Below are 22,773 nucleotides of genomic sequence, written 5' to 3'. Positions count from 1 at the left end.
TTAAGCTAATTTATCATTTACTATATCCTTAATCTTTAAGAGTTCTCTGTAATTGAATCTGTTGTTGTTAATCATAGCTGTTAGCTCCTCTGCTACATCTTTATTGTTGGGATGCTTATCTGGGTGAGCTTGTTTGATAAGCTCTTTATATAGCTGTTTTGCTTTAGCTATGCTCTCAACAACATTGTATGCTTCATCATCTGTTGAATGATTCTTGGAACAGAATAATCTGGTAAACATATTCATAGTATGTCTTTTAATTGTTAGGAGAATAGCCATGCAGCTATTCCAATTACTACCAGAACTATAAGGATAACAAAAAACTCTGATAATTTAGGGTCTTCCCCATTATATTGCATTTTAGTCATAATTAGGATATTTACGCTCACCTGCTTCCTATGATGAATTATAAATAAAAAAGGTGTGGAAGCTATATTTGTCTTATCCTGTTTCTTGGGCTTCTCGCATTGCCTTTTGGTACGGATAAAACAATAGCCCCACACCAAAAGGTATATAGTTCACCTAAGCGATGAATATATATCAAATGTGTGGGTGCTATTGCTATCATCTTCGTACCGTTTTTAAATTTTGCGAGAATCTAAGAAACAGAAGATAATTTCAATAACACCTTTCGTTAAATATGTCCTTCCAACTCCCTATCTCATTAGTTCATTGGAATTGGTGCAAAGATAATGAAAGGTTCTAAATTAATAGGTATGAAGTGTGGATTAATAGTAAATTCTATGCTCTCAAACATAGTCTGAATGGGATATTTAATAAGAGTTGAGATAGTTATAAACTCTGTAAACTTATGGAATTGACTTACTTCTATAAGACTGAAATGCCAAACTGCCAAGATTGGACTTTAAATGTATCTAAGCTCAATATTTTATAGATTTGGGACAGAACCATTCAGACCACTATAAAGATGTATCTTAATAATCCTGTCCCAATTATTAGAAGCTCAAACAGTCATAAGTCTGTAAGATTTCTTCCTGCCTTAACCCCAAGTATCTTTTAGTAATGGCAACAGAACTATGGTTGAACAGTTCCATCAGCTTTACTAAAGCAAGTTCAGCATTATCGCTGTTCATATTATAGACCTGTCTACCAAAAGTCTTTCTAAGAGAATGGCAGCTAAAGTTCTTAATCTTTAGCCTGTACTTCTTCTTCACCTCTTTAAGAATGATATTGATTCTCTGAATTGTGAAGATAGTGCCTTTCTGACTGATAAGGATTGGCGCATTGATTCCAACTGGATTTATATGCTCGTAGCACTCTTTAATATGATGTTGTAATTGTGGGTTTAGTCTGATAGTCCTTACCTTGCCTGTCTTTTGCTCAATTACTGTAAACTCGTCAGTACCTAATATCTGCTTCCACCTTAGAGATAGAATATCAGATATTCTTAATCCTGTGAAGCATCCCAAAGCTATAAGAAGTGAGATTTTATAATTCTCGTCTTTGGCTAACTTTCTAATGAGGTTCATAGCATCAGACCATATAAGATAGTCTGCCGTTGTGCTTGAATATTTAAGTGACATAATGTTCTGTTTTATAATAAAACGAATAGAAGTGAATATTAATTCTGAGTTGGATTTACTAACTCACTGATTACTAAAGGAACATTCACTAATAGCAGAAGTGAATATGATAAGGACACCCAACTTAAAAATTGAGTGCCTTCTACCTTATTATAATTCTCCCTCGTCAGCAAAACTGTAATATCCTGTATCTGTTAATATGAGGTGGTCTAAAACTGTAATTCTCATTAGTCTTGCAGCTTCTTTGACCTGCTTAGTAATCTCCATATCCTGCCTGCTTGGTTTCAGATTACCGCTTGGGTGATTATGTGCAAGAATGATAGCTACTGAATTGGTGAGCAATGCAGCTTGTAGGATAACTCTGACATCAGCACAAGTTTCAGTAATTCCACCCTCTGATATGAGAGTGTAGCCTAAAACTTGGCTGGATTGGTTTAGAAACAGAACTTTGAAGTATTCTTTGTAACAGATAGTTCCCTCCTTATATGTAGGAAGTAAATATTTATATGCGTCCTCAGAACTGCCTACCTTATATATATTCTTGAATTTTGGTTTGTAGGACAGTTCCACTTCTCCAACAGTATAATCTATATCCATAATATCAAGTATTAAAATGGTTTATCGCCATATTCATAAACAAGAATTGAATTGCATACTCTATCGTAGAATGAGAATCCACAGCAAGTATGAAAATAGCTCTCATAAACTGCTGCATACTCTCCATGCTGCCTACTGTTCCTATCCAAAAATGAATCAAACTTGTGCAGCCAATATTTAAGTGCTTGCAAGTGTTTGATGTATTGCAGATTGTTCTCACAGTAGCATAATTTCTCTTGTAAAGAAGTGATATGATTGATAGCATTTTCAATTTTAGATTTATCCATAATGTCATAGAATTTGTAAAGTGTATAAATAGAAAAGGACACCTAACAAAATAGCTGTCCTTTTGAATATTACCGTCTGTCCTCTTAGATAAAAGGCAGATATGTATCATCCAATGCACCACTGTCAATAATATTTTTGCATAATTCATGTGATGCTTGATTTCTGAGGTCTGTGCCATAATTATCATCGCCTACCATTTTAATGATTGCAACAATGGTTCTCATCAACTCTTGTTGTAGGGTGCGGTGATAGTGACTTACACCTTCAGCAAATCTTTTTGGATTCCAACTCATATCATTAAGCGCACGTTCTAATTCTTGTGCAGCTTTGTATTCACGAGAATTTTGTAATTCCATAATTTATGTAGTTTTAAATAGTTCATAAAATAAAGAAAGGACAACTAACTGAATAGCTGCCCTTTCCTCTGTCAATCAACAATCCACTCAGCCCAAGAACCAAGCGTATTCACTATCTCCTAATTTGGCACGTTGGATGCCTTGTACGAACTCTGTGCAGTTAAGATTCCTCTCCAAGAAGTTATCTATGTAACTTGACTTTACAGAACCATTGAGCAGGTTTAAGAGCTGCCAGCCTGTAATGCTGTCCCCTGTACTCTTGAAATTCACATCAGAAACGAATGCTCTGCAAGCCGCATTAATTTGACTGTCTCCCAACAATAGACGAGGTAAGCGTTTCTGTTGGTTGGGTGTAAGAGCTTGATATAATCTCATCCTGCCTATTATCTGGCAGAACTCGCTTGTAGAGATTGACATCTGCCCAAGTGTCCTTAACAGATGCAGGTCTTTGGATGGGTTGTAAGCATGGAACAGATTCAATGCTGCTGCATATAGTTCCTGTACGCTTAGAACTTCTACCTTATCCTGTAAACCGTCAGTAGTGAGCATTAAATTCGAGCACACACGATTCCTAAAACCTATGAAGATTTTAAATCTCTCAACAGACTTCTTACTGTACAAGTTAATCTCGTTATATGCTCTCACTCCACCAATGGATAATGCTAAACGATTACCGTATTCATCATGTACAATGGATGGAATTTCAAAGCAGAAACACATTCTCTGATAGAACAAAGTTTTCTCTTCATCAGTCAGTTCAGAAGCCTTCTTACCTAATGCACTTGGTATTCTACCATTGATAGGGTGTGAAATTCTAATCTCTGGCATATCAAACTGTTCTCCATGAAAGTAATCCTTAGCTGCATCCACTACTGCACCTATAAAGGATTGGTGGCTGATGGTTTCTTCCATTGATGCAAAACTTGGAATGATGCAGTCTTGTTGTAGGTGCTGCAAGGTTACTTCCTGCGTGTTGGCTTCAATGAAATGGTTTACTCTCTTGGGTGCTGCAACTTCTTCTACAATGATTGCTTCTTCTGCAAACTCACCCATGTTTAATGATTCTCTACGCTGTGCCATAGCTGGCATAATTACTAAATCTCTCATAATGAAATTGAATTAAATGGTTATTGATTGAATGGATTTAATAGGAACAGACCTAAAACACAAATGAATTTCTTCACCTGTATCTTAGGCTGTCCTATGTCTTTCCCTAAAGATTCTTTCAAAGGAAATGAGGAGCATTAGTAAATTATTGGTAGGCTGTGGCAATAGTACATCGTGCCTGTTCTTGGATTAAAAAGAATGCTTATTCCTGTCAGCTATCAGACTGTATTTCTAAAGCATTCTTTTTATTTAAGAGCCATGAGGGGGGATAAAATAGTAGTATGGTTGTCCGCTTATATTATATTCTTCTTTTGTAGTTAGCAATTTTCCACTTATAATGGCATGAAGGGCACTCTGTATGCGTATCGTCAAACTCTGTTCCACATTTGGGACAAAATAATGTGTGTAGGTCTTTATGTCCTTTTCCTAATCTATTATTAATCCATTGAGGAACAAGTCTGTTAGAGGATAGGTATTTATTAGCCATTCTGTCAAAAAAATCATTAGAGCAGCAGGTTAAACATTCTGGGCAAATGCACAATCCATTGGGACATCTTTTACTTTCTCTGGAATCAATAATTCCATCTTTGCAATTAAAGCAATGATTAATGTAGATTTCTTGATGGTATTCCTTACATTGTACATTTTCACAATGATAATATGTGTATTCGTTAGAATCGTTTCCTTTACTACGTTTGGCAGGGAATAGAATATGACCACATTCTTTGCATTGGAGCCTATCTACAATCTTTTGAGCTTTAAGCATTATATCAACGAATTTATTATATTCTCCATTTGCTATAAAGCCACACCCTTTATCTTCTATGATATTATGTCCTAAAATATTTAGCATATCTGTTAGTTTGTAATCCTTCCATGATTGCTTATGTTCAATAGCGGTTCTAAAACATGGTTGGTGTTTACACCAGACAAAATTTTTGTTAGTGATGTGGTGCTTCTTCTCAGACAGATTACCATAGCAAATATCAGTAGGTCTGAGTAAATTGTTTTTGAGATTGTTGTAAATATCCTTCCAATCAGTAAAGAATGGTTGGCTGCTCTCACCTGTGTTGTGGACATAAAAACCCTTTAAGATTCTATTGATAAGTTCTTTGTTTTGAATAGAAATTATCCATTCTTCTTTACTGTCAGAATCAGTCCATTCGTTTAGGGTATTAATGATATTTTCTTTTATTTCCTCTTTATTGGAGAAAGTTTCAATAGAGGAGTTTAAGGTAAATCTTGCCTTGTTTATAGTTAGAAGTTCTGGTATGAGGCATTTGCTTATTTCATCTGCATCTTTTATGCTCCAAGAATTGGCAGGGTATTTATCTTTTAAGAAAAGTAGCAGCTTGGGTAAGTCTTCTTTGCTATCATTTAGTTCGTTAATTAAATATCCTGCATAATCAATATCATCATAGGATAAGTCCTTTAGACTTTTCATTCTATTGATTGCAATATCTATGCGTTCTCTGAAATTATCTAAAGCTAATGTGCTATTTGTTGCTATTTGGTATTCAACGAGAAGAAAACCGTTAAACTTTGGATTAACTCGCAACCCTCCATTGCAGGTGTCAAACACTCGCTTAGAATCTAAATTTATTTTTATCTTTTGACTGCCAGATTGCTGTATAGCTATGTCAATAACTCCATTAAGGGTTAGAAATGTCTTTTTATCTGCATAGCTTTTTATGGCATCTAATAGTATTTCTAATGATAGATTTAATTCTGGTCTTAAACCAAATAATGTAATTTGATAGTCTGCTAATAATTTGCGTTTGGAGTTTAATAGGGTTTCCAACCAACCAATGTTTATTGAGTGGTTATTATTTCTATGTTCTTCAAATAGCTTTCTTATTATAAGCGTTCTGACATTTATTCCTAAATAGTAGAAGTATTTCTCAATAATGCTCATGTTTACCATCGAATGCAAATCATTGAGCCATAGTATTAGTTGGATGATTTCATTATGTGCTTGTGAAGTTATATTTATCAGACGATAATCATTCTCTTTCTTCCATTGCTGAATTTTGCTATATATAAGTCTGAATTGGTTGAAGATTCCTAATTCCCTACAAGTAAAAGATTCACCAATGATTTCCATTGCATCAGTGAGTAATCGTGGCTCTATTACTTTAAAGTCATAGCCAAACTCATTCAATATAGGAAGGATAAGCTCTTGTTTATTTAGAGATGCGAATGAGACGTATTTATATAGGTCTTTTATGAACCATTCCTGTATAGTAGGGTAGTCTGTTAGCTGTTTGTGAATGGCTCTCTTAAATGCTTCTGATTGAAATTTGGATGTATTTATTGCATTCAGTATTCTTAAAAGGTATAGATAGTAAAACTTGTCTGTAACCTTATCGTGGAATATATATTCTTGGAACAAACTATTCCAATCTTGTTCACTGTAGCTAAATAATCTGAACCGTTGAGTTTGTATATTATAAAATCCTGTGGCTGTTTTCCCTTTAGATTTTGATATAACTTCTGGCAAGTGTTTAACCTGTAATCCCTTATCTGTAGCCCAATAACCTTCTTGGGTTTTATGATTAAGAAGCTCAAAGTGTATGTAGCAGAGTTGTTCCATGAATATTCTTTTTATGTATCTACAAATGTAGGGCTAAATAAAGAAAAAACAAATTGATTCTCTAACATCTATTCTCTTAATATGCTTCTTGTTATTAAAGAATTTGGGCATTAGGTGTTTGTCAAGTTTAAGGTTGGTTGGGGATTATTCGTACCATCTAATAAACAGTATAAACAATCCCAACTACCTGTTATTGGAACATTATTCGTTATAATTGTGAATTTTTCTCTCTGCAATATCTTCATCAGTGAGAATATTGGAATAGACATTCTTTACAAATGCAAATGTTGATTCAGAGGTAATGATGAATATCTTTCTGTCTTTAAGGTGTATTCCTTTATCATTCCTTTTTATATATCCGCAATCTTCTGCCTGTTTTAAATATCTTGAAATGGAACTTGGGCTTATGTTCAGTTCTTTGGCTAATTCACTTTGGGTATATTGACAGGTATTTGTAGCGTTCAAACACTTGCACTTTAGTAAGACAAGAAATCCTTTTAATTGGCGGGATATGGGTTCACTGTACAACTTCTTGCTTATAAGGACATAGTGCTCAGTATTCAATGTATATTTGCATCTGTCAAAACTTCCATATTTACCTTTAATTGGGTGTTTGTCTATCTGAATCAAATTCAAGTTCTCAAACTTGTGTAACCATTGCCTTATCTGTTCTTCTTTCTTTATTCCATAGAACTCTGTCAATGCCTCTTGCTTGACATTTGAAACCATTGTGTAGCAGTCAGAGCATAGAGCCAAACAATAGAATAAGTATGCTTCCAACAAGTCAAGTTTTCCAGCAATGTTCTCAGTTATTTTCCTGTATGATAAATCTTCTTTTCCTGTCATTAGCAACTGGTTTATTATAGTCAGTAAAATAAATCTTGTTCTCTTTTACCAATCTCCTGTATCTGTGGTTGCCAAAATAAGACTTGGCTTCCTTTTGCGTTATGAATTTCATTCCTGTAGATAAATGGATTATCATATAATTAAATTGGATTTATAAACTTGTCTCATCTTTATAAGTTCCAATCCATGCGGCTTGCGGAGCAAGACGAATGGTAGGTAGAGTATTTATCTGCAATAGGTGTTTATATATAGGTATTTATAAGTAGCCTACCTGTATGAAAGTTCCACCCTACCTATTTGAAAGAGCCGCCCTACCTGTTTGAAATCTCAATATTTCAAACTTTAGATATGTGTCAGCTTAAATATTACTGAGTTAATAAGCCAACTTCTGCAATGAGATATAATAAGTAGAAACCTTTCCATTCTTCTTTCTCCTTGTCTTTAGATAGTTGTTAAGGTTAGCCCACAATCCAATGTGAACCTTGTTATCTTTTATTCCTTGTTTAAGAGCCTTAGTCCTTATCTGTTCATAAGTAAATTCTTCCATTTTAGATATTCTGAATAGTTTGTAAGTCCGTCAATCTGTGTGGTGGGATTATCTGTCTGTGGTACTGTAAAGATAGTAATTTCATGAGTGGGGAACTAATGGTAAGACCACAATTCAGAAGTATTAAGTAGGCAGGGAAACCTCTCACATTTCCCTGCTTCTTGTCAATCCTCCTTGTCATGTTCAAAACATAGGACTAAGTGTATAATTCCATTCTCATTCTTGAAAGCTATTCTTGGATTATCAACTTCCTTATATGTAATGGAAGTTATAATAATGGGGAACAGTTCATTCTCATTATAAAGTTTGAGGCTATTTGCAATATATTCATTAGAACTATATTCTGGGAGAATGAAACTGAACAGATAGAGCTTGACATCATTGTATTGTTGCATTTTAGCTCTTAGTATTTCTTGCTTAGCAATTATTGCTTCGTAGATAGTGCTTAGATATAAGCTGGATTGTATGATATATGGATTCATTGTTTTATTATTTAATTGGTTAAGAATTAAGCCCACCTGTCACATGGGCTTTGCTGTTAGTGGCTTATGCAACCTGTTCTTCTTTAATCACTCCATGATTCTTTAGATATTGGGTAAGCATCTCAGAATAAATGGTATTCACATGGTCTGACTTTACTGCATTTATAATTTTGATGCTACTCTCATTCAATGTCTTTATGGTACTTAAAGTTTCATCCAACCCAATCTTCTTGTCTTCTCCGTTCGGTGCGTAATTGGCAAGTTGGGTAATTGCATCAATCATGTAGCGATGTCTGATAGTGTCCTTAGAAATCTTCATGTCATTTAAAGTCTTGATAATTGTATCTCCTATTGTCAAGTCATATTCTTCAAGTTTGGCTTCACAAACTCCCTGCATGGCACTATTCCAGACTTTCAAACTTAGTGTCTTACCAAAATTATAGTATTTGGTGATTACGCTGATGTTTGCTTTCAATTCCAATGCCTTTTGGAACACTCTGTTAAAGAACTCCTGTTGAGTGGCTAATGCTGCATTACCAGCCTTCTCCAATCCATTGAAACCTCTGCTCAACACATTGTTCACTCCTCTGTACTTGCCAAACTCCTGTAAAGAATCAAACTTTTTAATTCTTACATTCTCTATGGTCAGTTTGGTGTCGTCCTTGACTATGGCATTAAGGTTGTGTTCATGGTAGCTTGCCCATTGCCAATATCCGTTTGCTGTATCAACAGGTACGTAAACATTGGGAGTGCCTTTAGGTACAATGTTTCCGTTAAGGTCTTTCAGCTCAATGTCTGCATTGTAAAACAGGGCGGCTTCTGTAATGTAGAGAGGAACTTTATCAAAATGTTCATTGGTTATCAAATCCTTACCACATTCAAGGTTTACCTTACTTACTGCCATGCTATAAACAGATGTAGCGATGATGATTTCCTTTTCCTCTTTAGTAAAGACTACCTGCTTGTTTGTGTTCTTGCTTTCATTCCACAATTCTACTTTAGCAGTTGGTAGTTCTACCTTTTTAAGTGCTTCAAGATATGCCGTTTCAGCCTTGCCTACATTGACCAGTGCAGATTTCTTAATATTGGCTTCTGCATCCTTATTGGCTTCAAGCACGCTCTTGGCTTTCATCAAATTCTGACGGGCTTCTTCTACTGCTTGTAACTTAGTCTCTGCGGTTGTCATTTTTACTTCTTCCATGATTTCATTCTGATTTAAAGATTCAATTTCATTATTAATTTTCTCAGCTTTTACATTTACTAATTCGTTCATAGTTTTAATCTTTTAAGTTGTTGTTATTCATTTAGTGTAACCCTCAAACCTATGTACACTTGGTTATCTGATTACGTTGCAAAACTACTTGCTTCTGGGCTGATTAAAAGAGAGAAATTAATGAGTGTTTTTACTTTCCCTCTTAATTGGTAGCTCGTCCGCTATCGTTTTTGACGCTGCAAAGATGGGATATAATGGCAGGATTAAAAGAGAGAAAAAAAGTCCTGCTTTCATGTACCCTCTTAATGGTATGAAGCAGGACTGTATTAATTATCAGATGTTTATTAGAAATATATGCTGTTCGCAGTATCAATTCTCTTGTCTTTATATTGCTTGATGTAGCCTTTTAAAACATCTTCATCATCTGAGAATTTACTATGTTTAGATAGCTTGGTGAAGTAGATAAGCCTTGATATGAGCAATGTCTTACTAAGTGATATGGTGCTTCCTTTCTTTTGTCTGACATTAAACTGCTTATTATATGGAGATAGATTGAAGAAGTCGTTAAACATTTTATAAAATAGGTATATCTGAATGGATTCCTTTTCTTCTGCATGGGTACTTATGCTGACTTGTTGGCTCTGCATCCAAGGGTGTTCCTCTATCTCCTTTAGGTTATTGATGATGGTAGTAGCCAAGTAGCCTATTGCATTGGCATTGTCAATTACAATCTGATGCTTGCCCTCTACCTTTACAGAGATAGTGATAGGTTTCTTAAAACTTACTCCAAATTGGTTAATCTCCTTATGGTTGTCAGCTATGGCTTGGGCAAATTTGGTGAGTTGTTCTATTCCAATGCCTGTAGCTTTCATTCCATCCAAGCACGTTCCACAAGTATAGTCAAAGATGAACAGAAGTAGAAACCAGAACTTATCTATATCAATTCCTAAACCTTTTAGTGTATTCTGTATGTCCTCATTGGCTATATAATCTTCGTATGTGAAGTTACCATATAGTTTATTCTGATAGCATCTTCTTATAAATATGGGTAAGGCGGTAGTGCCACAGATATATTGCTCTCCTGTTTCAAGGTCTATATCTACATCTGGAACATATTCAACGGCTATGGCTTCCATGTATTCCAAACGAGTATCAATGCTTATATAATCTTCCTTTAGCTTCTCCATAATTATTAGTTTAGGACAAAATTAAAAAATAATCCTCACCTGTATTGCTACAAGTGAGGAATTATTGGCTTAGAGTAAATTCTTCATGGCATTATCTATCTGTTCATTATCAAAACTATCAAGATAGATTTGAGTAGTCGTTAGGTCTGAATGTCCTAACGCTTCACTAATCAATGCAATGTTTACACCAGACTTCTTTAAGACGCTTGCGAATGAATGTCTTGCAACATAGGTTGTAAGATTGGCTTCAACTCCAAGCTGTGCGGCAAGTAGTTTTAGATTCTTATTGACCTTTCCCAGCATCTTATGTATTCTGTTCTGCTTTTGCAATGGTGTCTTATGCAACTGAGCATTGAGAATGGGGAACAGATAGCCTTTACTCTCTACTGCATATCGCTTAATGATTTTTAAGGCTTCTTCTGACAATCCCAACTTGATGAGTTTACCTGTCTTTTGACGAATGTAGTGTAGTCTCTTCCCCTCTATGATATTATCCTTAGTTAGATTGGCTATGTCAGTGAAGTTTATGCCACCACACAGATAACTGAAAATAAATATGTCTTTGCTTAGTTGAACATATTGCTGCTTGCCAATGGAATGAACATCTGTTGAGAATTTCAGTACGTCAGCTTTAGCGATGGCTCGCTTCTCAGTACTGACATCAAATTTACTTATCCTGTAATCATTGAAGGGGTAGTCAGACTTACGTGCACATTTGCTTTCAATAGCTTTGTTGTATGCACTACGCAGGGTACGAAACATTAAACTCATAGTAGTTTCTTTGTTTCCTTTGGAGCGTAGCCACTTCTCGTACTTGTTGAGCCATGCAACATCTATTGCACTAAATGGAATCTCTAAATTACCATTGGTAAAGACATTGATAGAGTTGTAGGAGCTTTTATAAATAAGCCTGTTCCCACATTTCTCATTAGCCTTGTACTGCTCAATCAATTCTTGGTAGAACTGTTTGACTGTTTTGAGTTCAAACTTCCTATGCTCGTCATGAAGTAGGGTGGTAGTGGTGTACTCCTTTTGTTCTGCATTCAGTTCAAGCATCCGCTGTTGAAGTTCCGCTTGCTTGTTAAGGATAAGTTTTAAGATATATTCCCTATTAGGACAGTTGGACTTAGGTTTATTCTTACTGAAATCCCAGAATTTAGGATTTACAGACACACCTAAACTTTGGTATTGGCGTTTACCTCCTTTGGAAACTTGTAGCATTAATGGACTTTCGCCATTAGATAGTCTTTTAGACTTGTAGCAAACTACTGATAATGAAGCATTCATGTACCATTTCTTGGTTTACATCTTGGTTTACATGATGATGCTCAAACCACCTGTATCCGCCTTAATCAGATAGTACTAAAAGAAGAAATCCTGAATGCCAATTGCTTGACTTTCAGGATTCTCTTAAGAGCGGAAGACGGGGCTCAAACCCGCGACCCTCAGCTTGGAAGGCTAATGCTCTATCAACTGAGCTACTTCCGCAAATTTTGTGGGCAAAGATGGATTCGAACCACCGAAGTCGAAAGACAGCAGATTTACAGTCTGCCCCATTTGGCCACTCTGGTATTTGCCCTTTTGCTTTTGAGTTAACTTAGTTAAGCACCTTGTTTTCTCAATTGCGGTGCAAAGATACGACTATTTTTGTAAACTCCAAGCGAAATCGATCATTTTTATTGCAGTAATTGCACATTCGTCACCTTTGTTACCCAGTTTGCCACCGGCGCGGTCCTCGGCTTGCTCCATTGTATTGGTAGTAATTAATCCGTAAATTACTGGAACATTGCCAGTTGCGTTCAGTTGGGCTATTCCTTGAGTAGCTCCCATACAAACATAGTCAAAATGTGGCGTATCTCCTCTTACTACGCAACCAATTGCAATAACTGCATCGACATTGCTATATTCTATGAACTGATTGGCACCAAAAGTCAGTTCAAAACTTCCCGGAACAGTTTTCACCAGAATATTTTCGTCTCTGGCACCATGTTTTTTTAATGTATTTATTGCTCCCTCCAAAAGTTTTCCGGTGATGTCGAAGTTCCACTCGGAAACAACAATACCGAACTTCATTTCTTTCGCATCGGGAACAGAATTAAAATCGTATTCTGAAAGGTTATGATAAGCTGTTGCCATAATAAATTGAGAGTTGAGAATTAAAAAATAAGAAATAGGGAAAAAAGAAACGGATTACACGGATTACACGGTTGTTTCTTCTATCCGCGTAAAATCTGTGTAACCCGTGTCTTGATATACTATATATAAATAAGGTATATTACTTCTTCAGCAATTTGGCTTGTTCGATGTACTTATCGATATCCATTGCCTGGTAAGAACGGAAATATTTGTCCTTAATCTTGGTATATGCCTTGATAGCATCGTCATACTTACCTTGCTTCACGAGGATTTCTCCGGCTTGTTGCAAGTAGATGGGGCTGAGTGAATTGTTATCAGCTTCATCTGCAGCACTCATCAGCATGGAAGCTGCTTTATCCAACTGGCCTAATTGTGCGTAGCAGTTACCCATAGCACCTTTCATTGCAGGAGCTATCATCTGGTCTTTTCCACTGAAGCTATCCAGCGCTTTCACAGCAGCTTCATATTGTCCCAGGTGAGCGTAGCAAATACCCATGTATGCTTTTGCCAGATTAGCGGCTTTTGTTCCGCTGTATTCGTTGGCAATTTTGGCAAAGCCTACAAATCCGATACTGTCACCATTCAAAGCCTGTTCGTAAAGATCGGCTTCAAAGTACTCTTGTCCTTTGAACAATGCAGCCTGTGCTTTTTCTTCGCGCGGTTCAGCATAAAGGTTCTTGTACATAACTATACCGGCCACAATAATAATTACCGCTACTACGGCGCCGATAATTGCTTTTTTGTTTTTAACGAGAAATGCCTCCGACTGCGTCAGTGCTTCTTCCACATTCAAGGCTTCATTAGCTTTCTTTTGTTCTGCCATTTTTATATATTCTTTTTGTTATTATTCTTATTTAGCCATTTCGACCCGCAAAAGTAACTTTTTTATAGGTATCAACGAAATTTAGCGGCATCTTTTTTTCTTTTACGTTGGAAAAGCCCGAAAATCTTCCCACTTTTGGATAAGATAAATCGAAAGCATTATCTTTGTAACTGAATTTACTGCTGTAATATGATACTAAAACGTATATCCATACTTAACTATAAGAACTTGGAGCAGGTAGAGCTCTCTTTTTCACCTAAGTTGAACTGCTTTTTCGGGCAGAACGGCATGGGGAAAACGAATTTGCTCGATGCTATTTACTTTCTTTCGTTCTGCAAGAGTTCGGGTAATCCTATTGACTCCCAAAATATCCGCCACGACCAGGACTTTTTCGTAATTCAAGGCTTTTATGAGGCTCCTGACGGTACACCGGAGGAAATCTATTGCGGCATGAAGCGCAGGCAGAAGAAGCAATTCAAGCGGAATAAGAAAGAATATACACGTTTATCCGATCATATAGGGTTTCTACCTTTGGTAATGGTGTCTCCTGCCGACTCGGAATTGATTGCCGGAGGCAGTGATGAACGACGCCGTTTCATGGATGTTGTAATCTCGCAGTATGATAAGGAATATCTGGAAGCTCTGATACGTTACAACAAGGCATTGGCTCAACGGAATACCTTGTTAAAGAGCGAAGTTCCGGTAGAGGAGGAGCTATTTCTCATCTGGGAAGAAATGATGGCGCAGGCAGGCGAAGTCGTCTTCCGCAAGCGTGAAGCCTTTATCAGTGAATTTATTCCTATCTTCCAGTCCTTTTATTCCTTTATATCTCAGGATAAGGAACAAGTGGGACTGACGTATGACTCGCACGCCCGTGATGCATCCCTGCTGGAAGTGATAAAGGAAAGCCGTGTACGCGACCAGATTATGGGATTCTCTTTGCGTGGCATTCATAAGGATGAACTGAATATGCTTCTGGGTGATTTTCCTATTAAACGGGAAGGCTCTCAAGGACAAAATAAAACTTATCTTGTAGCCTTGAAGCTGGCACAATTCGATTTCCTGAAACGTACCGGTACTGCTATTCCTTTACTCTTGTTGGATGATATATTCGATAAACTGGATGCTTCTCGCGTGGAGCAGATTATCAAGTTAGTGGCTGGTGATAATTTCGGGCAGATATTTATAACGGATACCAATCGGGAACATCTGGACCGTATTCTTCATAAAGTAGGCAGTGATTACAAGATGTTTCAGGTAGACCAGGGTGTCATCACAGAACGGCAGGAGGATGAAGCATGAAGCGTAATGATGCAGAACAGATAGGCACACTTATCCGTAATTTCCTACGCCAGGAAAGTTTGGAGTCGCCGCTCAATGAGCAACGGCTCATCAGTTCGTGGGCGGAAGTGCTGGGACCCACTATCGCATCTTATACCCGTGAACTCTATATTCGCAATCAGATTTTATATGTACACCTAACGTCTGCCGCCCTGCGTCAGGAATTGATGATGGGGCGTGACTTGTTGGTGCGCAACCTGAACCGCCATGTGGGGGCGCAAGTAATCACAAATATCATTTTCCGGTAGAAGAATCAGGCGGGTACTTCCTGGTAGATTTTGCCTCTATCGGCAACCTCACTTCAAATATTCATACAATGGTTTTGTTCGGATTGAGAATCATTATGCCAAGTGGTCATACGTCAAGCAGATGTTGAGAAACTGCGTTCCCTACTCGTATGTCCTTCGCTGTCTTGCTGCGTAAGTATAGGTACCAAAGTGCTGCACACGAAATAAGTATAAAAGCAGATAGTATTGCAATAATCATTAGTAAACGATTGTACCCCATAACCCAATTATATTCATAAATATTTTAAGGTTGTGTCGGAAGAAACAAAGATCGCATTAATCTCCCCTCTTGACAACGAATTGCTTCTGAGATAATATTCCATTATAACTTTATAGTATTCCATTATGTGCAGATTGGTCACTTTTAACAACGCCTGAATCGATTATAGGGTAGAATTAACAAGCATTTAACTAAAAAACGTATTGATATCGTGACTTTTGTAACCAAAAAGAGATATTAGCGTTTATAGCAATAAAAAAAACATGCTTATTCCAGAATTACATATACCTACTGATTTTATAACTGATGACCACATCGGCAGAGAGAAACTCCTGGCATATTTTGCAAATCTAAAAAAGACGAAGACCCTCATTTTTGCTCTTTGTATTCAGGGACGTATCAAGGTGACAATTAATCTGGTGCAATATAATATAGGTTCCGGTACAGTGATAGCCATTCCCACAAATAGTTTCATTCAAGTGGTAAAGGCATCAGAGGATATACAAATGCGCGCCATTCTCTTTTCATTGCGGTTTATTCACGAAGCCCATCTGGATAAATCGATCATTGATACATTTTATATCATCAACGAACACCCTTTACTTCCGTTACCCGGGAAGATTTTCAATATCTATACCGATACTTTTTCGCTGTTGGGGAAAATATATAGAGATGCACCATTCTTGTTCAGCCGCGCTACGTTGAAGTCAATATTGGAAGCACTCTTACAGGGGTTTACGGAACTTAGCCAGCGAAAAGCATTGCTGAAAGTGGCGCCTCCCGACAAACAATCCTTTATATTCCGACAGTTCGTCCGCTTGGTGCAAGAACATCACGTTCAGCAGCATCAGGTACAATTTTATGCTGCGGTAATGGGGCTGAAGCCAACCCAGCTATGTCACATTGTGAAGAAAAAATCGGAGGGGCAGACGGCGATGGAAATTATAAACAACGTCTTGATTCTGAATGCCCGGACGCTGTTACGCGCCACGTCTACCCCAGTAAAGGATATTGCACTGAATCTGGGATTCAATAATGCATCATTCTTCAATAAATTCTTCAAAAAACATGTAGGCATGACGCCGCAGCAGTTCCGTAATGCAGAGAAGTGAGTGTATCCACTCTCTTTATCTTCAATGCTTTCAATTCTTCTACCGCACGATTGTAATATACCGAAGTTTCCAAATCTTTATTGTCATGTGCATCCAGTCCGATGATGGCTGTGCAACCTTCGTTAGCAGCGATATGCCAAAAGTCCGGGCATGGATAAGTCTGTAAACCGTGTGCTTCATTGTAAGCGACGAATCCTACGTTGTATTCCAATGGGATATTGAGTCGTGCGGCTGTGCGGCAGATGTGGCGGCTCACCAACTTGCAATGCCGGTCGAACCGGGGATAAGAACGCATGAATAAATCCGGGTGTGCCAGACAGCAGAACAAACCGCTTTCCATGCCCTCAATGGCGCTCTCCTCATATAATTCCAGCATATCAAGGTTCTCTGTATGGTGTCCGAAGTAAGGGAACTTTTCATCTGTATGGTAGTGATGATTTCCGAACAGGATATAGTCCAGCTGGTACTTTTTGATTTGTTCTTTCAGCCAGTGTGTGTAAGCAGGGAAGTACTCGCATTCCAGTCCTATTTTGATACTTATCTGGTTACGATACTTTTCGCGGAGCGAGTGCAGGCTTTCTACGTACTCCGATAGTTCTTCAGGAAGCATACGCATATCGGCTACATAATCAGTGTGATACTTCCATGGGGTGTGGTCTGAAAATCCAAGCTCCTGATAACCGCCTTTGATGGCGCTGAGTACGTAGTCTTCGTCACTGCCCGTGGCGTGCATGCAACGGGTAGTATGAGTGTGATAATTTGTTTTCATTTGATTGTTATAATCGTATCCATGCGGATGTCGAACGGCTCCGCAGGCACTTCTTCCACTAATTGAAAAGGAAAACAGATGCCGACTTTGAATGCTGTGAGTTGAGGGAGTAGTCGGTCATAGTAACCTTTACCCCGACCCAGCCGGTTGCCTGCAACGTCGAAAGCTACGCCGGGAATGGCGGCAAAGTCTATGGTTGCATAGTCGGTGAAGAGTTCTCCGGTAGGTTCTTCGATGCCATAAGCCCCTGTTGCCAAGTCTTCGGGACCGGTGTAGGCACGCAATTCCAGATTGTCACCTACGACAACCGGAAGCAATATCCGCTTTTCGCGGCTCCACTTCCGGACAAATTCGTGTGTATCAACTTCGTCCTTTAGTGAGTAATAGAGCAGGACGATATGTGCCGCCCTGAAAGCCGGATGGGCTTCCAGGGCGGTAAGTATTTCAGCAGACTGGGATTGATGCGTAGTGGAAAGCCCGTGCCGGGTCTTTAACAATGCCATACGCTTCCGCAGTTCTTTTTTTCTTTCCTTCATCTTTCTTTTCTTCCTTCAAACCTTCTTCCGGGGCTTTAGGGAATGCTTCCCCATTCTCCAGAATTTCTAATGCTTTTTGTACGGTAGGATCACCCTGATTGATATACTTGATGTAGGGTTCTCTGCCTAATATGTTATAGATAATGTTTCCATACAAGTTTCTTTCCATCAACTTGTGCGACTTGTGGATGAGAATATTGCGTCTCTTCACTCCCTTACTGTCGGCAAAGCGTATGAACTGTTCCACAATGCCTTGCTGACGAAGATACTTCAACATATCTTCTTCATTATCAAACTCATTCAGTTTAGCCCGGTTGCGGTCGGAATATTGGAAACTGAACTGCAAGGTCAATCCTTTGTTGAGCACCTCAATCAGATAAGATGAAGTGCCTGTTGTGTCTTGCGGCACGAAAAAGTCGGGCATGATACCGCCGCCACCGTAAACAGGGCGTCCCAGACGGGTGGAGTAACGTAGGTTCTCATCCAGCTTGATGCTATCCTTAGAGAAGAATTCACCATGCTCATAACGGGTCAGCCAGTCCATTTCATACTTGGAATCTTTACCATTCTTATACGGGCGCTGGATGCAACGACCGGAAGGAGTATAGTAGCGGGCGATTGTCAGACGGATGGCAGAACCATCACTGAAATCAATCGGCTGTTGCACCAATCCTTTACCAAAGGAACGGCGTCCTACAATAGTGCCACGGTCATTATCCTGAATGGCTCCTGCGAAAATCTCGCTGGCAGAAGCGGAACCTTCATTGGTCAGTACCACCAAAGGCATTTTCTGGCAACTGCCTGTTCCGTTGGCATAATCTTCCGTGCGGGGATATTTGCGGCCCTGTGCGTAGACAATGAGTTGACCTTCCGGCAAGAATTCATTTACCATGCGTACAGCTGCTTCCATGTAGCCGCCGGTATTGTCGCGCAGGTCGATGATGATTCCCTTGCAATTGTGGTGACTGAGTTGGGCAATCGCATTCAGCAGTTCCACATGGGTGGTACGTCCGAATTTGCTGATTTGTATATAACCGTATTCATTGCTGAGCATATATGCCGCGTCAATGGTGTTCTGTGGGATGTCACCACGTGTAATGACGAAGTCCAGCAAATCTTTTTCGGTTGCGCGCTTAACGCTAAGTTTCACTTTAGTGCCTTTAGGTCCTTTAAGGGTGCGCATTGCTTTTTCATTCGTCAGAGGTTTGCCCACGAATAGGCTGTCATCTACCTTGACAATGCGGTCGCCTGCCATCAGTCCAACCTTCTCGGACGGGCCACCCTGAATGACACTGTTCACATGAATGGTGTCTTCCTGAATGGTGAATTGAATACCGATGCCACTGAAACTACCTTCCAACTCAGAATTTACTTCTTCCAGATTCTGGGCGGGAATATAAGTGGAGTGGGGATCTAACTCTGCCAGTATCTGCGGCATCGCTTTTTCCACGAGGTCCGTCATGTTGACAGTGTCCACGTATTGGTCTTCAATAACCCGCAGCAAAGCATTCAGCTTGTTCGACGAGCCGTTGATGATGCCCAGCGTATTTCCGGCGAAATGTCTGGCATAAAATGTTCCAATCAGAATTCCCATTACTACGCTGATGGCAATGATAAGCGGAGTGAAACGGGAAGAGTTTTTTGTACTCATTGTATAGTTCCTGTTTATAAGTTTTCAATATATACTACTTCGATACCTGCACGCTTCAGCAACTCGATTCCATCTTCCAAACGGTATTTCTCTGAGTAAACCACTCGTTTGATACCTGCCTGGATAATCAGTTTTGAACATTCAATGCATGGCGAAGCAGTGACATACATGGTAGCGCCGTCGCTGCTATTATTGGAACGGGCTATCTTGGTGATGGCGTTCGCCTCGGCATGCAGCACATAGGGTTTGGTTATGTTGTCATCATCTTCGCATACGTTTTCAAAACCGGCAGGTGTACCATTATACCCGTCGGAAATTATCATTTTGTCTTTGACAATAAGTGCGCCTACCTGGCGGCGTATGCAATATGAATTTTCCGCCCAGATGCTTGCCATACGTATATAACGTTTGTCCAGCGCTTCTTGTTTCTCTTTAGCTGAAATGTCCATAAATCTCTTTTTAATTACCAGAATTACGTTGAGGAGCGAAAGAAATGAACTTTACAGTCTGCCCTTCCTCGTAATAGATATACAGGTTTTTGTTATCTCCGCCATATCTGACTGCTTTTTTCAGTCCTTCTATGAACGCTTTACCTAAATATTTATCGGTATCGGTACCTGCATTTTTAATGTCTAATGTAAGTTTTCGGCTTTCTCCGCTTGCATTCCATTGTCCGCTTATGCTAGCAGAGGTCGCTCTTCCACTGAAAGTCCCGCCAGCAGTCGAGTTACCCAGGTCGGCTCCATCAAATGTCAAAGTGTAGTTGTCCCCTGTAATGGTTTTAAAACTTTGTATCCGCGCGTCTTCATTTCCCTGCCAGAAGTCATACATCTTATTCTGTCCTTCCACCGCAATGTAAGTCATGTACCAGGTTTTTCCAGTGAAGATATCAACAACATCGTCTTCTTGGTCACAGGCACTCAAAACGGGAGTGAGTAAAGCTACTAATAGCAACTGTATATATATCTTTATCTTTTTCATTTTTTTATTCCGTTTCTGATTAATAATGCATCAATAGTTGGTTCCTGTCCGCGGAAGCGTTTGTAAAGTACCATTGGATGCTCTGTTCCTCCTTTGGAAAGGATGTTCTCGCGGAATGAGGCGGCTACTTCTGGATTGAAAATACCTTTCTGCTTGAATAGTGAGAAAGCATCTGCATCCAGCACCTCTGCCCATTTGTAGCTGTAATATCCGGCTGAGTACCCTCCTGCAAAGATATGTGAGAATTGGGTACTCATGCAGGTTTCTTCTATCACAGGAAGAATTTGTGCTTTCGCCCATGCTTCTTTTTCGTAAACTTTCACATCACCGTCAAATGGAGTTGTACGGGTGTACCATGCCATGTCCAACAGTCCGAAGCTAACCTGGCGTAGACAGGCATATGCAGCATCAAAATTGGAAGAGTCCACAATGCGCTGTATCAGTTCGTCAGGAATCAATTTCCCGGTCTGGTAATGTCGGGCAAAGGTGTGGAGAAATTCTTTTTCGATGGCAAAGTTTTCCATAAACTGGGAGGGAAGTTCCACAAAATCCCAATATACATTTGTACCGCTCAAACTCTCATAGGTAGAATTGGCAAACATACCATGCAGGCTGTGTCCGAATTCGTGCAGGAATGTTTCCAATTCACCAAATGTCAGTAAAGCCGGTTTGTCTTTGGTCGGCTTAGTGAAGTTCATTACAATGGATATATGCGGGCGGCTGTTCTCTCCCGTTGCTCCATCAATCCATTGCTCTTTATAGGAAGTCATCCATGCACCCGAACGTTTGCCATCTCTGGGATGGAAATCGGTGTAGAGCACAGAAAGAAACTTGCCGTCTTTGTCGAATACCTCATACGCATCCACATCTTTATGATAAACAGGAATATCGTCGTTCTTCTTGAACGTGATGCCATATAAGCGGGTAGCCAGCCCGAATACGCCTTCTTTCACTTTACTCAGTTCAAAGTAGGGGCGAAGCATTTCGTCGTCTATCTGGAATTTCTGGTCTTTCAACTTATGGGAATAGTATGCCCAATCCCAGGGCATAACTGTGAAATCATCGCCATTCAGTTGGCGTGCCAATGCTTCCACTTCTGCATATTCCTGTTTGGCAGTCGGAGTATAGGCATCCAGCAACTGGTTCAGTAATTTATATACAGCATTGCTGTTTTCTGCCATTCGCTCTTTCAGATTATATTCAGCAAAACTATTGTATCCCAGAAGTTTCGCAATAGCCAGGCGGGTATTGACCAACTTCTTTACAATCTCCAGATTATTAGTTTCATTGTCATGGCTACACTTTGTGTTGTATGCCATGTAGAGCTCGCAACGCAAATCGCGATTGTTGGCATACATCATGAACGGGCTGTAGCTGGGAGCTTGCAAAGTGAACACCCATCCTTCCACACCTTTTTCTTTGGCTGTTTCGGCGGCTGCATCAACAGCGCTTTGTGGCAGGCCGGACAGTTGTGACATGTCCGTCAGTACCAGTTTGTAGTCATTGGTTTCTTTCAGGTTATTTTCTCCGAATTGCAGGGTCAGCAGGCTGAGTTTTTTGCTCAGAGCACGATACTGTTCTTTAGCTTCTCCTTCCAGATTGGCACCACTACGGACAAAACTATTGTATACCTCTTCCAGCAACTTGTTTTGCTCAGGAGTGAGATTAGCTTGGGCTTTTTGGTCATATACCGCCTTGATGCGTGCAAATAACTTTTCGTTCAGAGTGATGTTATTGCTGTGTTCGCTCAGTAGCGGCATCATGGTTTTGGCCAGTTCCTGCATATCGTCATTTGTCTCCGCACTGAGCAGGTTGCCAAACACGGTGCTGACCTGACTTAATAATTGCCCGGACTTCTCATAGGCTGCCACGGTATTGGCAAAAGTGGGTGCCTCCGTATTGTTTATAATCGCATCGATCTCCGCATCGTGGCGGCTGATGCCTTCACGGATGGCAGGTTCATAATGTTCGGTCTTTATTTTATCAAACGGAATGGTTCCGTGTGGGGTAGAATACTTTTCGAAAAAAGGGTTTTGAGCCTGTATTATGTTCATAAGGCAAAGCAATGTTAGAGTTAGTTTTAATTTTATCATACGATGAATGTATCGGTAAAAATAATCTAACTGCAAAATTGCAAAAAAATAGCTGATTTGACGA

22 protein-coding genes and 2 tRNA genes are annotated in these 22,773 nt (G+C 39.3%); 3 read left to right on the top strand and 21 right to left on the bottom strand.

Annotated features, from left to right (window positions below; translation table 11 throughout):
* The 15 genes from HMPREF9447_RS07940 to HMPREF9447_RS07860 all read right to left on the bottom strand — a co-directional run bounded on the left by HMPREF9447_RS07940 (position 1) and on the right by HMPREF9447_RS07860 (position 13,719).
* Positions 1–240 carry a hypothetical protein gene (locus tag HMPREF9447_RS07940; protein ID WP_009129187.1) on the bottom strand — a complete coding sequence of 80 codons (240 nt, stop codon included), beginning with the start codon at positions 238–240 and terminating at the stop codon, positions 1–3.
* Between the two features lie 716 nt (positions 241–956).
* Entirely contained in the window at positions 957–1,544 is a 588-nt protein-coding gene (locus HMPREF9447_RS07930; protein ID WP_009129186.1) for a tyrosine-type recombinase/integrase, read from the bottom strand.
* A 150-nt stretch (positions 1,545–1,694) separates the two neighbouring features.
* Positions 1,695–2,141: a JAB domain-containing protein gene (locus HMPREF9447_RS07925; protein WP_009038408.1), complete on the bottom strand. Its 447-nt coding sequence runs from the start codon at positions 2,139–2,141 to the stop codon at positions 1,695–1,697.
* An 11-nt stretch (positions 2,142–2,152) separates the two neighbouring features.
* A complete protein-coding gene (locus HMPREF9447_RS29070) occupies positions 2,153–2,428 on the bottom strand; it encodes a hypothetical protein (RefSeq protein ID WP_009129185.1) in 276 nt (91 codons plus the stop codon).
* Positions 2,429–2,512: 84 nt separating this feature from the next.
* Positions 2,513–2,785, bottom strand: coding sequence for a hypothetical protein (locus HMPREF9447_RS07915; protein ID WP_009129184.1), 273 nt, complete (start codon positions 2,783–2,785; stop codon positions 2,513–2,515).
* 87 nt (positions 2,786–2,872) lie between these two features.
* The gene (locus tag HMPREF9447_RS07910; RefSeq protein ID WP_009129183.1) at positions 2,873–3,892 is read right to left on the bottom strand and encodes a DUF3871 family protein; all 1,020 of its coding nucleotides are present in this window, start codon (positions 3,890–3,892) and stop codon (positions 2,873–2,875) included.
* Between the two features lie 298 nt (positions 3,893–4,190).
* Positions 4,191–6,485: a zinc ribbon domain-containing protein gene (locus HMPREF9447_RS07905; RefSeq protein WP_009129182.1), complete on the bottom strand. Its 2,295-nt coding sequence runs from the start codon at positions 6,483–6,485 to the stop codon at positions 4,191–4,193.
* Between the two features lie 201 nt (positions 6,486–6,686).
* A complete protein-coding gene (locus HMPREF9447_RS07900) occupies positions 6,687–7,331 on the bottom strand; it encodes a winged helix-turn-helix transcriptional regulator (RefSeq protein ID WP_009129181.1) in 645 nt (214 codons plus the stop codon).
* Between the two features lie 1,093 nt (positions 7,332–8,424).
* On the bottom strand, positions 8,425–9,633 hold the full coding sequence (locus HMPREF9447_RS07890; protein WP_009129179.1) for a hypothetical protein: 1,209 nt from the start codon (positions 9,631–9,633) through the stop codon (positions 8,425–8,427).
* A gap of 284 nt (positions 9,634–9,917) precedes the next feature.
* Entirely contained in the window at positions 9,918–10,760 is an 843-nt protein-coding gene (locus HMPREF9447_RS07885) for a hypothetical protein (protein ID WP_009129178.1), read from the bottom strand.
* 69 nt (positions 10,761–10,829) lie between these two features.
* On the bottom strand, positions 10,830–12,047 hold the full coding sequence (locus tag HMPREF9447_RS07880; RefSeq protein WP_009129177.1) for a site-specific integrase: 1,218 nt from the start codon (positions 12,045–12,047) through the stop codon (positions 10,830–10,832).
* 128 nt (positions 12,048–12,175) lie between these two features.
* Positions 12,176–12,248, bottom strand: a tRNA-Gly gene (locus HMPREF9447_RS07875).
* A gap of 8 nt (positions 12,249–12,256) precedes the next feature.
* Positions 12,257–12,339: transfer RNA gene (locus tag HMPREF9447_RS07870), tRNA-Tyr, on the bottom strand.
* A gap of 62 nt (positions 12,340–12,401) precedes the next feature.
* Complete coding sequence (gene ribH, locus HMPREF9447_RS07865; RefSeq protein ID WP_009129176.1) at positions 12,402–12,896, bottom strand: 6,7-dimethyl-8-ribityllumazine synthase; 495 nt, start codon at positions 12,894–12,896, stop codon at positions 12,402–12,404.
* A gap of 139 nt (positions 12,897–13,035) precedes the next feature.
* Complete coding sequence (locus HMPREF9447_RS07860; protein ID WP_009129175.1) at positions 13,036–13,719, bottom strand: tetratricopeptide repeat protein; 684 nt, start codon at positions 13,717–13,719, stop codon at positions 13,036–13,038.
* Between the two features lie 189 nt (positions 13,720–13,908).
* On the opposite strand from HMPREF9447_RS07860, the gene recF reads away from it, so the two are divergent.
* The 3 genes from recF to HMPREF9447_RS07845 all read left to right on the top strand — a co-directional run bounded on the left by recF (position 13,909) and on the right by HMPREF9447_RS07845 (position 16,679).
* Entirely contained in the window at positions 13,909–15,021 is a 1,113-nt protein-coding gene (recF, locus tag HMPREF9447_RS07855; RefSeq protein WP_009129174.1) for a DNA replication/repair protein RecF, read from the top strand.
* Positions 15,018–15,308, top strand: a complete 291-nt coding sequence (locus HMPREF9447_RS07850) for a DciA family protein (protein WP_009129173.1) — start codon at positions 15,018–15,020, stop codon at positions 15,306–15,308. The genes recF and HMPREF9447_RS07850 overlap by 4 nt, the downstream gene beginning before the upstream one ends.
* 522 nt (positions 15,309–15,830) lie before the next feature.
* Complete coding sequence (locus tag HMPREF9447_RS07845; protein WP_009129172.1) at positions 15,831–16,679, top strand: helix-turn-helix domain-containing protein; 849 nt, start codon at positions 15,831–15,833, stop codon at positions 16,677–16,679.
* Here HMPREF9447_RS07845 and HMPREF9447_RS07840 read toward each other — a convergent pair.
* Genes HMPREF9447_RS07840 through HMPREF9447_RS07815 form a run of 6 tightly spaced genes read right to left on the bottom strand, consistent with a single transcriptional unit; the run spans position 16,627 to position 22,670 of the window.
* Positions 16,627–17,448 carry a histidinol-phosphatase gene (locus HMPREF9447_RS07840; protein ID WP_009129171.1) on the bottom strand — a complete coding sequence of 274 codons (822 nt, stop codon included), beginning with the start codon at positions 17,446–17,448 and terminating at the stop codon, positions 16,627–16,629. The two genes, HMPREF9447_RS07845 and HMPREF9447_RS07840, sit on opposite strands and share 53 nt — an antisense overlap.
* Positions 17,445–17,951 carry a 5-formyltetrahydrofolate cyclo-ligase gene (locus HMPREF9447_RS07835; RefSeq protein ID WP_009129170.1) on the bottom strand — a complete coding sequence of 169 codons (507 nt, stop codon included), beginning with the start codon at positions 17,949–17,951 and terminating at the stop codon, positions 17,445–17,447. The genes HMPREF9447_RS07840 and HMPREF9447_RS07835 overlap by 4 nt, the downstream gene beginning before the upstream one ends.
* A complete protein-coding gene (locus HMPREF9447_RS07830) occupies positions 17,893–19,635 on the bottom strand; it encodes a S41 family peptidase (protein ID WP_009129169.1) in 1,743 nt (580 codons plus the stop codon). The genes HMPREF9447_RS07835 and HMPREF9447_RS07830 overlap by 59 nt, the downstream gene beginning before the upstream one ends.
* A 14-nt stretch (positions 19,636–19,649) precedes the next feature.
* Positions 19,650–20,084, bottom strand: a complete 435-nt coding sequence (locus HMPREF9447_RS07825) for a deoxycytidylate deaminase (protein ID WP_009129168.1) — start codon at positions 20,082–20,084, stop codon at positions 19,650–19,652.
* Positions 20,085–20,094: 10 nt separating this feature from the next.
* Positions 20,095–20,616, bottom strand: a complete 522-nt coding sequence (locus HMPREF9447_RS07820; protein WP_009129167.1) for a DUF4847 family protein — start codon at positions 20,614–20,616, stop codon at positions 20,095–20,097.
* Positions 20,613–22,670: a M3 family metallopeptidase gene (locus tag HMPREF9447_RS07815; protein WP_009129166.1), complete on the bottom strand. Its 2,058-nt coding sequence runs from the start codon at positions 22,668–22,670 to the stop codon at positions 20,613–20,615. The genes HMPREF9447_RS07820 and HMPREF9447_RS07815 overlap by 4 nt, the downstream gene beginning before the upstream one ends.
* Positions 22,671–22,773 lie beyond the last annotated feature (103 nt).

Origin of the sequence: Bacteroides oleiciplenus YIT 12058, from assembly GCF_000315485.1 — a bacterium.
Lineage (GTDB): Bacteria > Bacteroidota > Bacteroidia > Bacteroidales > Bacteroidaceae > Bacteroides > Bacteroides oleiciplenus.
Note: the sequence above shows the minus strand (reverse complement) of the source record. Positions and strands in the feature narration are given on the sequence as shown.

What these genes read in the sequence shown, in the direction of transcription:
- HMPREF9447_RS07940 (WP_009129187.1), bottom strand. Translation starts at nt 240, where the DNA reads ATGTTTACCAGATTATTCTGTTCCAAGAATCATTCAACAGATGATGAA.
- HMPREF9447_RS07930 (WP_009129186.1), bottom strand. Translation starts at nt 1,544, where the DNA reads ATGTCACTTAAATATTCAAGCACAACGGCAGACTATCTTATATGGTCT.
- HMPREF9447_RS07925 (WP_009038408.1), bottom strand. Translation starts at nt 2,141, where the DNA reads ATGGATATAGATTATACTGTTGGAGAAGTGGAACTGTCCTACAAACCA.
- HMPREF9447_RS29070 (WP_009129185.1), bottom strand. Translation starts at nt 2,428, where the DNA reads ATGGATAAATCTAAAATTGAAAATGCTATCAATCATATCACTTCTTTA.
- HMPREF9447_RS07915 (WP_009129184.1), bottom strand. Translation starts at nt 2,785, where the DNA reads ATGGAATTACAAAATTCTCGTGAATACAAAGCTGCACAAGAATTAGAA.
- HMPREF9447_RS07910 (WP_009129183.1), bottom strand. Translation starts at nt 3,892, where the DNA reads ATGAGAGATTTAGTAATTATGCCAGCTATGGCACAGCGTAGAGAATCA.
- HMPREF9447_RS07905 (WP_009129182.1), bottom strand. Translation starts at nt 6,485, where the DNA reads ATGGAACAACTCTGCTACATACACTTTGAGCTTCTTAATCATAAAACC.
- HMPREF9447_RS07900 (WP_009129181.1), bottom strand. Translation starts at nt 7,331, where the DNA reads ATGACAGGAAAAGAAGATTTATCATACAGGAAAATAACTGAGAACATT.
- HMPREF9447_RS07890 (WP_009129179.1), bottom strand. Translation starts at nt 9,633, where the DNA reads ATGAACGAATTAGTAAATGTAAAAGCTGAGAAAATTAATAATGAAATT.
- HMPREF9447_RS07885 (WP_009129178.1), bottom strand. Translation starts at nt 10,760, where the DNA reads ATGGAGAAGCTAAAGGAAGATTATATAAGCATTGATACTCGTTTGGAA.
- HMPREF9447_RS07880 (WP_009129177.1), bottom strand. Translation starts at nt 12,047, where the DNA reads ATGAATGCTTCATTATCAGTAGTTTGCTACAAGTCTAAAAGACTATCT.
- ribH (WP_009129176.1), bottom strand. Translation starts at nt 12,896, where the DNA reads ATGGCAACAGCTTATCATAACCTTTCAGAATACGATTTTAATTCTGTT.
- HMPREF9447_RS07860 (WP_009129175.1), bottom strand. Translation starts at nt 13,719, where the DNA reads ATGGCAGAACAAAAGAAAGCTAATGAAGCCTTGAATGTGGAAGAAGCA.
- recF (WP_009129174.1), top strand. Translation starts at nt 13,909, where the DNA reads ATGATACTAAAACGTATATCCATACTTAACTATAAGAACTTGGAGCAG.
- HMPREF9447_RS07850 (WP_009129173.1), top strand. Translation starts at nt 15,018, where the DNA reads ATGAAGCGTAATGATGCAGAACAGATAGGCACACTTATCCGTAATTTC.
- HMPREF9447_RS07845 (WP_009129172.1), top strand. Translation starts at nt 15,831, where the DNA reads ATGCTTATTCCAGAATTACATATACCTACTGATTTTATAACTGATGAC.
- HMPREF9447_RS07840 (WP_009129171.1), bottom strand. Translation starts at nt 17,448, where the DNA reads ATGAAAACAAATTATCACACTCATACTACCCGTTGCATGCACGCCACG.
- HMPREF9447_RS07835 (WP_009129170.1), bottom strand. Translation starts at nt 17,951, where the DNA reads ATGGCATTGTTAAAGACCCGGCACGGGCTTTCCACTACGCATCAATCC.
- HMPREF9447_RS07830 (WP_009129169.1), bottom strand. Translation starts at nt 19,635, where the DNA reads ATGAGTACAAAAAACTCTTCCCGTTTCACTCCGCTTATCATTGCCATC.
- HMPREF9447_RS07825 (WP_009129168.1), bottom strand. Translation starts at nt 20,084, where the DNA reads ATGGACATTTCAGCTAAAGAGAAACAAGAAGCGCTGGACAAACGTTAT.
- HMPREF9447_RS07820 (WP_009129167.1), bottom strand. Translation starts at nt 20,616, where the DNA reads ATGAAAAAGATAAAGATATATATACAGTTGCTATTAGTAGCTTTACTC.
- HMPREF9447_RS07815 (WP_009129166.1), bottom strand. Translation starts at nt 22,670, where the DNA reads ATGAACATAATACAGGCTCAAAACCCTTTTTTCGAAAAGTATTCTACC.